Genomic DNA, 8,468 nt, shown 5'->3' with positions numbered 1-8,468 from the left:
TCCTTAAAAGTAGGAACCTGCGAGAGTCCAACGAGATTGGCCGTTACGGTTACGTTAAGTGACCCTCAAACGCCAACGGGAGCAAAAACTCAGGAATTTTGTGAAGATGACCACGCTAAAGTATCGGATTTGGTTACAACAGAAAGCAATGTGACGTGGTTTGATGCTCCAAAAGACGGAAAAGTAATTCCTGCCACGACGGCTTTAATACACGGTACTGTTTATTACGGTTCGCTACAATCAGGAAGTTGTGAAAGCCCGGTACGCTTAGCAGTAAAGGTCAATATTAAAAATGATAGTATAGAACCGGCTCCCAACTGGAGTGCTGCATCCTGCGTGTTTGACGAGGTGACCTACAAAATAGTTGCCGGAATGTCTGATTACAACTGGTTGGTTAGCAGTGAAGGAACCGTCATAGCAGGAGGACAGCCTACAGATGATTTTGTAACGGTTGTATGGAATACTGTGGGAAAAGCGACAGTCAATGTAGACTACATTAATACCACGAAATGTGATCCTATCGTTTCTGTTATTTTCCCTTTAACCATAAATTCATGCTCGGATATTAGTATACAAAATGTGGTAGATAATCCATTGCCGGGAATAGGGCAAAATGTAGTATTTACAATCAAAGCTGAAAATTTAAGAACTCATGATTTTAAAGAGGTTGTAATTAGTGAAACGCTTCCCACAGGATATGAATATGTCGATTCGAATGTTTCTTCCGGAACATACAATGCAATGAATGGAATTTGGAGTATGCCGGTATTGAAAGCAAAAGAAAATCAGACCTTAACTATTACAGCAAAAGTAAAAGGAACAGGAGATTATCTTAACGTAGCGTATTTAAAGGCATCAAATCCTAAAGATTTTAACGAAGAAAATAACAGGGCAGAAGCATCCATTAAAATACAGGGAGTAATTGTCTATAATGCTGTTTCAGCGAATGACGATGGTTTAAATGATTATTTCAAAATAGACGGACTTGAACAGTTTCCTAATAATACCGTGGAGATTTTTAATTCAGGAGGTGTTCAGATTTTTAAAACCAGTCAGTATGGAAGTAATAATAATGTCTTCCGCGGGATATCTGAAGGCAGGGCAACTATTAATAGGAAAGCAGGTGTACCGACAGGAACCTATTTTTATATACTTCGTTATGAAGTAGATGGGACAACGATAGAAAAAGCAGGTTATCTCTACGTCAAAAAATAAAAGTTGAAGGTATGAATGGTGTGTTTATTTTCAAATCATACCATAAAATAAATCAAGGACAGATGAAAAAGAATATTGGTATTACCCTCGTATGGCTATTTCTAGCCACTCTAAATGTAGTAGGGCAGCAAAATTCACAATACACACAGTATATGTATAATACAGCCATATTAAATCCGGCGTATGTAGGGACCAGAGAAGCTTTAAGTATTACAGGTTTAAACAGAATGCAATGGATAGGGCTTGAAGGCGCTCCAAAATCAATGACTTTTGCTGTAAGCAGCCCTGTTTCAGAAAAAGTTGGATTGGGGGTATCCGTTATACATAATCAGGTAGGACCTTCAAACGAAACTTTGTTTTCAGGCGATATCTCTTATAACATTCGTCTAAATTATGAGTACTGGCTGTTTTTTGGACTAAAAGCAAATGCCGCCTTATTGAACGTCGATTATACAAAGTTACAGGAGTATAATCCTAATGATCCGGTTTTCCAAAACAGTATTTCAAATGATTTTTCACCCAATGTAGGAGCAGGAATATATTTAATGTCAAAAGATACTTACGTTGGAATTTCAGCACCTATAGTATTGGATACGAAAGATTTCACTCCCAATAAAGAGCTTCTCGTACAACGAAGAGTTCATTATTACTTAATGGCAGGACATGTTTTTAATCTCTCTGAAGATGTTAAGTTCAAGCCGGCACTGTTAACTGATTTTGTGAAGGGAAGCCCATTAAATCTGAACGTCTCAGCCAATTTTTTATTTTTTGACAAATTAACTTTAGGAGCAGCCTACCGATGGGATGCAGCAGTAAGTGGTTTGGCAGGGTTTCAAATTACAAAGAAACTTTTTGCGGGTTATACCTACGATGCTGATACCATGAATCTGGGAAATTACAATTCGGGATCCCATGAACTTTTTTTACGATTTGACCTGCCGGTACGGATCATTAAAGACTGCTCCTGTTCGCCAACGCGTTTTTATTAAAAGAATAACTTATTGAATGTAATTCAAAACGGATGTCAGGCTGAGCGGAGTCGGAACCCTATTCCCGTAAAAAAGCCTTCGAATTCGCTCAGGGCGCCCTTCGACTCCGCTTAGGATGGCATTGATTTCTAAAAGAATATAAATAATAAACAATTTTAAAAATGGAAGAAGAATTAAGAAAACATCTGCATAATGTCACTGCAGTTGAAAAATATCAGAATAAGAGCCTACTCGGGAAAGTAAAACATTTTGTATCTGAAATTGTAATTATTGTATTTGCGGTTACACTGTCTATTTCACTGCACAGCTGGAGTGAAGAAAGGCATCAGCAACAAGAAACAGCCGAATTTCTGGGGGATCTGAAGGAGGACCTGAAAGAAGAAAAAGTCAATCAGCAGCATTACAGCAAAGAGGTGAAAAAAGCAACAGAAATGTTTCGTAATTTTCTGGAGATCGATGAAAAGTATATTGATAGTTTAGAAAAAAATAAGCAGGATATTTCAATTCATCTGAATCTTTTAATACATAAATTTAATAGAGGTAATTATGAAGGGTTTAAGTCAAGCGGTAAAATAGGTTTTATTAAAAACAGAAAATTAAAAAAACAGATACTGCTCTTTTATGAAGGAAGAATACCATTAACTACAGAAGTGGAAAATAGTTATAATGATAAAATTAAAATACTTTCGGATTATGCAACAAATGCAAGAACTAAGAAAGAAATGTTTCTGCCACAACGCTCAAAAGTAATGTTTGATATAGCACGACAAGCCGCATTAAACTGTGATACTGTATATACCCAAAACATAGTACTAATTGATTCTATTCTTAAGGAATTAAAAGATAAAAGCTAAAAAGTTTACTTTTTACTAATTTAAAGACCTAACGATGTTAAGATTTTTCAAAATTTCAGTTACTTGTGCCTTAGCTGCTTTTTTACTGTTAAGCTTTATTTTGTTTTGGGATGTTTTTATAAACGATAATGATTTTGTGTTTAAAACTACGACCATTATTATGGCAGTTTTCTTTTTAATAATTGATCTTACAGGTATTTTTATCTATAAAATTTTGAATGTTGTTTGTCGTATTTTATCAAAAAGAGACGACGAATTGCTGGGCAGACTGACTTTAAATGGAATATCGTGGGTTTTTGGAATTTTGGCAATCTTCCTTACGATATTCATTTGTTGTATTTGTTTTAGGGTACTCAAAGAAAAGGAATGTCCAGCGGTTTCAGATCATAAGATGAAAGTATTTTAAGCATAATGGTTTAGAAAAAAGCGGAAAGAGTTCTGTTATTTCTGGTAAAAAATGTTTTTTTTTGATTGGCTTTTTAGGAAAAGAATTGTTTTTATTCAGCAATTAAAAGTTGAATTTTTTTTTAGTCACATTGCGAAGAATTAAGGTTTAAAATAAGGGAAAAGAATTATGAAAAGAATTATTTTTATACTGATACTGTTAGTACTTTCCTGCCAAAAAAAGAAGGAAAACAGCTCTGGTGATGTACGCGAAGTACTTTCTGATACGGTGGTGAATCAGGATTCCACTAAGTCTTCGCATGAAATGGTTAAGGCTAAATATTTTAAAAATGATTCCGGGAATGATTATCCTGTTAAAATTATATCCAAAAGACTATTTAAAAATCAATACTCCACCTTTAAAAATATCAGTCTCACCTTTAAAAATGTAAGCAGGAAAAACATTGAGGCTATTAAATTTCAATGGTATACAGAGAATGCTCTTGCAGAACCTTCAAATCTGAGGTCTTTTTATAATCGCGGTGAAAGCTGTGGTCTCTATACCAATCTGCTGAAACAGGGTCAAACTTCCTCCGTAATTTTTGAAGAATTTTCAAGTGACGCAAAAAAGATAATTGCCGCGCGGCCCTACGAAGTAGTCTTTTCAGACGGAACAAAGTGGGGAATTAAAAAACAATCCTATCTGGATATTTATTTGATAAAGAATAGTTTTTAGTCTCAGTGTTTACTGGCTGAGTATTGTTATAAGCGTATTATTATAACTAAAGGTTATTTTTTAAATTGTGTCATCATAATAAAACTGCGACTGCGACTGAGACTGACCACTGAGACTGAGACTGACCACTGAGACTGCGACTGAAAACTGAGACTTCAAACTGCCACTCAGTACGTCATAAACAAATACCCAATCTTTTCTTTCTGTTTCACGGTGCTGTTTTCATCCCTAAAAGTTAATACATAAAAATAGGTTCCGGCAGGCAATAATTTACCTTTATTTAGAGTCAGTCGGGCATCCGAAAAACCTTCGAAAATATTACCTTTCGTATCATAGGAACTAGTTTCAAAAACTTTTACCCCCCAACGGTTAAAGATTTCAAGTCTATTATTGGGGCATAAACTCAGTCCCAGAATTCTAAAATAATCGTTTAAACCATCGTTGTTCGGAGACATTAAATTCATTATTTCGACGGGTTCTCCGGCGCAGTTTAAAACGGTGGTATTGGAAGCTTTAACACGAGCCAGAGTGAAAATTCCATAACTGGTAAGTGGTTTCATAAGAGTAGTAACTTCCTTTGCGGAAAAATCAGCAACACCTCCGGCATCGGTCCATTGACTTGCTGCAGGATCCCAGCGGACAATATGAATATTTTCATAAGGAGCGGCAATAACGGCAGCGGGAGTTGTAGCTTCATTCCAGGATAAGGTTAAGATAATATTACTGGCACCATTTGTTCTTTCAATTTTCCAGTATTCAGCATGATCAATCAATTCTATTGTAGATTCTTTTTTAGTGCCCGGGTAAAGGGCATCAGAATTTTCAAAAAAATACTGGCTGGTAAAGGAATCAGTGCTAACATCTGGAGCAGAAAGCGAGGCATACCGATAAAATCCGGAAGCACCAATAGGATATTCGAATGCGGTAGCGCCGATTTTTTTGACAATGCCGTCCACATGACTGGCATCACTTGCATTGATAACGGTTGCTGTGCTTTCGAATATAATTTTACTATCAACAACATTAGAGTTTACAATGCCCTTTAAAAAATTCGCCTCCCCGAAAACAGTTACTTCGTTCGATAAAGTAAAAGCGGGCTGAATACTACTGTTGTCCAATTGAAGATTATTCCAGTCGATAGGACTGTTTCCACTAATATTCTGAATTCCTTTAGAACCTTTCAATACGGTTAATCCGGTTTTGGTATTGGGTGTAAAAGTAACTAAGCCTTCATTACTAAAATCATCGTACACATATAATTCCCCGTCATTCAGTACAGTACCATTTACAGTATTGGTTAAAGCCCCTACTGTACTAACCTTTGTCTGCGGACTTATTACGAAAACACCTGTGTTATGGGTCTGTGCCATAGCTAATAATGGACAAAATAATAAGAATATTTTTTTCATCGTTATAAAAGATTAAAAAAATTAAAATTTTGCAATCACAAACCAATCAGTACCATTGCTCACCAGAGTGACTCCTTCGTTCACAACTGATAAAAGCAAAGTAGGGGCACTGTCAATTAATCCTGAAACAGCAGAAATAGTTACATCTGAACCTCCGGAAATTTTCTTAATAGTATACTTTCTTCCTTTGCTAGCTGTGGCAGCTGGCAAAGGAACAGTTGTTGGAAAAACACTGTTGATCAGAATAATTCCATTGGCGGCTACTTCAGCTGTTGATACTACTGAAGGATTACCTCCAGGAGTATAGGTCAGAATACTTCCTTCAAAATAGGGAGCTGATAAAAATTTACCTTTTATATCGGTATAAATCATATTCGTTTGAGGCGTGATAGCGGTATCATCCCGGGTATTTAAGTATTTGGGGATCACTAAATCATATAAAGGATAACTACCACCACCATTCCCTCCAATTTTAAATTCATTATCGGCTGTATTTCGGGTACCGTTGCCCAATGCAATACTGTTAGTAAAAATTAAAGGACTGGATAGATTCCCAATAACGATGTTTGAATTTTTAGTATTATTTTGTCCTGCTGCAACCCCTATAAATATGTTTTCATTTCCATTTGAAAAATTTCCAGCTGTCGCTCCTATAAATACATTATAGCTGCCACTGGCATTATTTCCGGCACCAAAACCGATCATGTTGGTAAATTCAAGGTTAGTAGTTAGTGAACCCGCAGAAAGCCCCAGAGCCACATTAGCATTTCCTCCTGTACTAACTGCCAATGATTCTTGTCCTATACCAAGACACGAAAAACAATTTGCTTCTAAACCAGCAGTATTTCCAATATAAACACTACCTTCTGAAGCATCGGCCAAACCGTCTAAACCAGCTTGATTACCAATGGAAATCTGGTCATTACTCGTAATGGTTCCTCCCGCCAGAGAAACACTATTGGTTTTAGTGCCATAAAACCGGCCCAGCTCCAAATTATTTGCTTTGATAACAAAATCCTGCGCATCTGTAGTTCCTATAAAATTAGTAGCGGGTGTTGTTCCGGCATTACCTGTTACATGCCAGTCGTTGAAAGACTGTGGAATCCAGGTTGTACCATTATAACTGTACAGATTGCCCGTAGTAGTATCTACATATAAATCTCCGGCAACGCCCGGTTTTGGCCCGGTGAGGGGGCTTCCGGTACCTGTTTGGGTACTATTTAGGGTTGTTGTTGTCCCATTTTCGCTGGTGTACACATATTGCCCCGGAGTAGAGGTTGTATTTTCAAGCGTCGTGACAGATTGGTGATTTTGTACCTGCTGTGCAATATTCAGGACTGTCGGAACTCCTCTCTCGGCCTGATACGTCAGGGTTCCTGCCGTAGCGTCCTGCGATATGCTCGTCAACGTCTCGAAATTAGGCACCATTGCCGAAAGAGTAAGGGTGTTATTTACCGCTTTTTCATCTTTATAAGTTAAAATACCGGTTATGGGATCAAATGTTGCCGAAGTTAAGGTCTCGTTCTGCGTAATTAAGCTTTTGAGATTTAAAATATTCGAAACCCCTTTTTCATCTATATAGGTAATCGTTCCCGCTGTGGCATCCTGCGAAATACTGGTCAGCGTTTCGAAATTAGGAATCATGGCAGCGAGATTAATGGAATTATTAATTCCCTTTTCATCTTTATAGACCAAAATTCCGGTTACGGGATCGAAGGTGGCGCTGGTCAGGGTCTCGTTCTGAGCAATTAGACTTTTGAGATTTAATACATTCGAAATGCCTTTTTCGTCCACATAGGTAATCGTTCCTGCCGCGGCATCCTGTGATATGCTGGTCAGCGTTTCGAAATTAGGAATCATGGCAGCGAGATTAATGGAATTATTAATTCCTTTTTCGTCTTTATAGACCAAAATTCCGGTTACAGGATCGAAGGTGGCGCTGGTCAGGGTCTCGTTCTGAGCAATTAGACTTTTGAGATTTAATACATTCGAAACGCCTTTTTCGTCCACATAGTTAATCGTTCCTGCCGTGGCATCCTGTGATATGCTGGTCAGCGTTTCAAAATTGGGAATCATGGCAGCGAGATTGATGGAATTGTCGATTCCTTTTTCGTCTTTATAAACCAAAATTCCCGTTACCGGATCAAAAGTGGCAGAAGTCAGGGTTTCGTTTTGGGTGATTAAGTTTTTGATGTTTAAGATATTTGAAACTCCTTTTTCGTCTACATAGGTAATGGTTCCGGCTGTGGCATCCTGTGAAATACTGGTCAACGTTTCAAAATTCGGAATCATCGTTGCCAGATTGATGGAATTATCAATTCCCTTTTCATCTTTATAGACCAAAATTCCGGTTACAGGATCAAAGGTGGCGGTGGTGACGGTTTCATTCTGAGCGATTAAACTTTTAAGGTTTAACACATTCGAAACGCCTTTTTCGTCCACATAGGTAATCGTTCCCGCTGTGGCATCCTGCGAAATACTGGTCAGCGTTTCGAAATTGGGAATCATGGCAGCGAGATTGATGGAATTATCAATTCCCTTTTCATCTTTATAGACCAAAATTCCGGTTACAGGATCGAATGTGGCGGTGGTGAGGGTTTCATTCTGAGCGATTAAACTTTTAAGGTTTAACACATTCGAAACGCCTTTTTCGTCCACATAGGTAATCGTTCCGGCTGTAGCGTCCTGCGAAATACTGGTCAGGGTTTCAAAATTCGGAATCATCGCAGCCAGATTAATGGAGTTGTCGATTCCTTTTTCATCTTTATACACCAAAATTCCGGTTGCCGGATCGAATATGGCGGTGGTCAGGGTTTCATTCTGAGCGATTAAACTTTTAAGGTTTAACACATTCGAACCCCCTTTTTCATCTATATAGGTA

Annotated in this window: 6 protein-coding genes; 4 read left to right on the top strand and 2 right to left on the bottom strand. The window is 37.7% G+C overall.

Annotated features, from left to right (window positions below; all coding sequences use genetic code 11):
- From GJU43_RS22520 to GJU43_RS22505, 4 genes are all read left to right on the top strand, one after another.
- Positions 1–1,215: gliding motility-associated C-terminal domain-containing protein (locus GJU43_RS22520; RefSeq protein ID WP_154344153.1), on the top strand; the 1,215-nt coding region annotated here is incomplete at its 5' end.
- Positions 1,216–1,277: 62 nt separating this feature from the next.
- Positions 1,278–2,204: a type IX secretion system membrane protein PorP/SprF gene (locus GJU43_RS22515; protein WP_154344152.1), complete on the top strand. Its 927-nt coding sequence runs from the start codon at positions 1,278–1,280 to the stop codon at positions 2,202–2,204.
- 161 nt (positions 2,205–2,365) lie between these two features.
- A complete protein-coding gene (locus tag GJU43_RS22510) occupies positions 2,366–3,058 on the top strand; it encodes a DUF6090 family protein (RefSeq protein WP_154344151.1) in 693 nt (230 codons plus the stop codon).
- A gap of 574 nt (positions 3,059–3,632) precedes the next feature.
- Complete coding sequence (locus GJU43_RS22505) at positions 3,633–4,178, top strand: hypothetical protein (protein WP_154344150.1); 546 nt, start codon at positions 3,633–3,635, stop codon at positions 4,176–4,178.
- A gap of 167 nt (positions 4,179–4,345) precedes the next feature.
- Here the strand turns inward: GJU43_RS22505 and GJU43_RS22500 are convergent, their stop codons facing one another.
- A complete protein-coding gene (locus GJU43_RS22500) occupies positions 4,346–5,587 on the bottom strand; it encodes a gliding motility-associated C-terminal domain-containing protein (RefSeq protein WP_154344149.1) in 1,242 nt (413 codons plus the stop codon).
- A gap of 21 nt (positions 5,588–5,608) precedes the next feature.
- Positions 5,609–8,468: beta strand repeat-containing protein (locus GJU43_RS22885; RefSeq protein ID WP_370455690.1), on the bottom strand; the 2,860-nt coding region annotated here is incomplete at its 5' end.

Origin of the sequence: Flavobacterium sp. LC2016-23, from assembly GCF_009674775.1 — a bacterium.
In the GTDB taxonomy this organism is placed as follows: domain Bacteria; phylum Bacteroidota; class Bacteroidia; order Flavobacteriales; family Flavobacteriaceae; genus Flavobacterium.
Note: the sequence above shows the minus strand (reverse complement) of the source record. Positions and strands in the feature narration are given on the sequence as shown.

Excerpts from the sequence above, each read along its gene's own strand:
- GJU43_RS22515 (WP_154344152.1), top strand. The coding sequence starts at position 1,278 with ATGAAAAAGAATATTGGTATTACCCTCGTATGGCTATTTCTAGCCACT.
- GJU43_RS22510 (WP_154344151.1), top strand. The coding sequence starts at position 2,366 with ATGGAAGAAGAATTAAGAAAACATCTGCATAATGTCACTGCAGTTGAA.
- GJU43_RS22505 (WP_154344150.1), top strand. The coding sequence starts at position 3,633 with ATGAAAAGAATTATTTTTATACTGATACTGTTAGTACTTTCCTGCCAA.
- GJU43_RS22500 (WP_154344149.1), bottom strand. The coding sequence starts at position 5,587 with ATGAAAAAAATATTCTTATTATTTTGTCCATTATTAGCTATGGCACAG.